This window comes from Enterobacter cloacae complex sp. P16RS2 (genome assembly GCF_014982155.1).
GTDB lineage: Bacteria > Pseudomonadota > Gammaproteobacteria > Enterobacterales > Enterobacteriaceae > Enterobacter > Enterobacter cloacae_M.
In genome coordinates, this window is record NZ_JADCKW010000099.1 from 1 (window position 1) to 599 (window position 599).

General features: G+C 32.6%; 1 pseudogene. It reads left to right on the top strand.

The annotated features are described in order from the left end of the window. Nucleotides 1-382, top strand: a pseudogene (locus INF68_RS23400) (EpsG family protein); the annotation flags it as partial. Nucleotides 383-599: the final 217 nt, after the last annotated feature.

The window sequence follows — 599 nt, forward strand, 5'->3', positions numbered from 1 at the left end:
CAATATAATATTGCTTGGGTGTTGCCTGTATATTGCTTTTGCTATTTTTATTGGAAAAATGATGCCTGTAATGACACGAATAGGCTGGTATGGTTTCCCTTATGTATTAATATTGCTATACATTCATGTTGGAGAGTCTTTTTACTATAAAAAAGTATTAACGGCAAGAAAAGTTAACTTTAGCAAGCTTTTTATATACGCTTACTTTGCATTGCAAATTATTCGACCATTTACCTATGAACACAGCTATTATAACATTATGCATCAACAAACTATTTTCCAAAATTACGACACTATGGATGATGTTTCTCTACGAATAGCAGCGAAAGATAAATGCTTAATTTTGACAAACATGGGTTACAATTATTTATGTAGTATTTAATTTACTTTAACGTGTGACTTATTATCGTAGGCATAACATCATAAAAAATTAATGTATATACAGCAGGTAATCAATGATTAACAATGAACATCGATACATGGTAGTAAGCGCAACCGCATTGGCTTCAGGTGGTGCGCTTACAATACTCCGTCAGTTTGTATCGCATGCATCTAAAGATAATAATAAATATCTCATCTTTGTTCCCCAGGGATTGCAC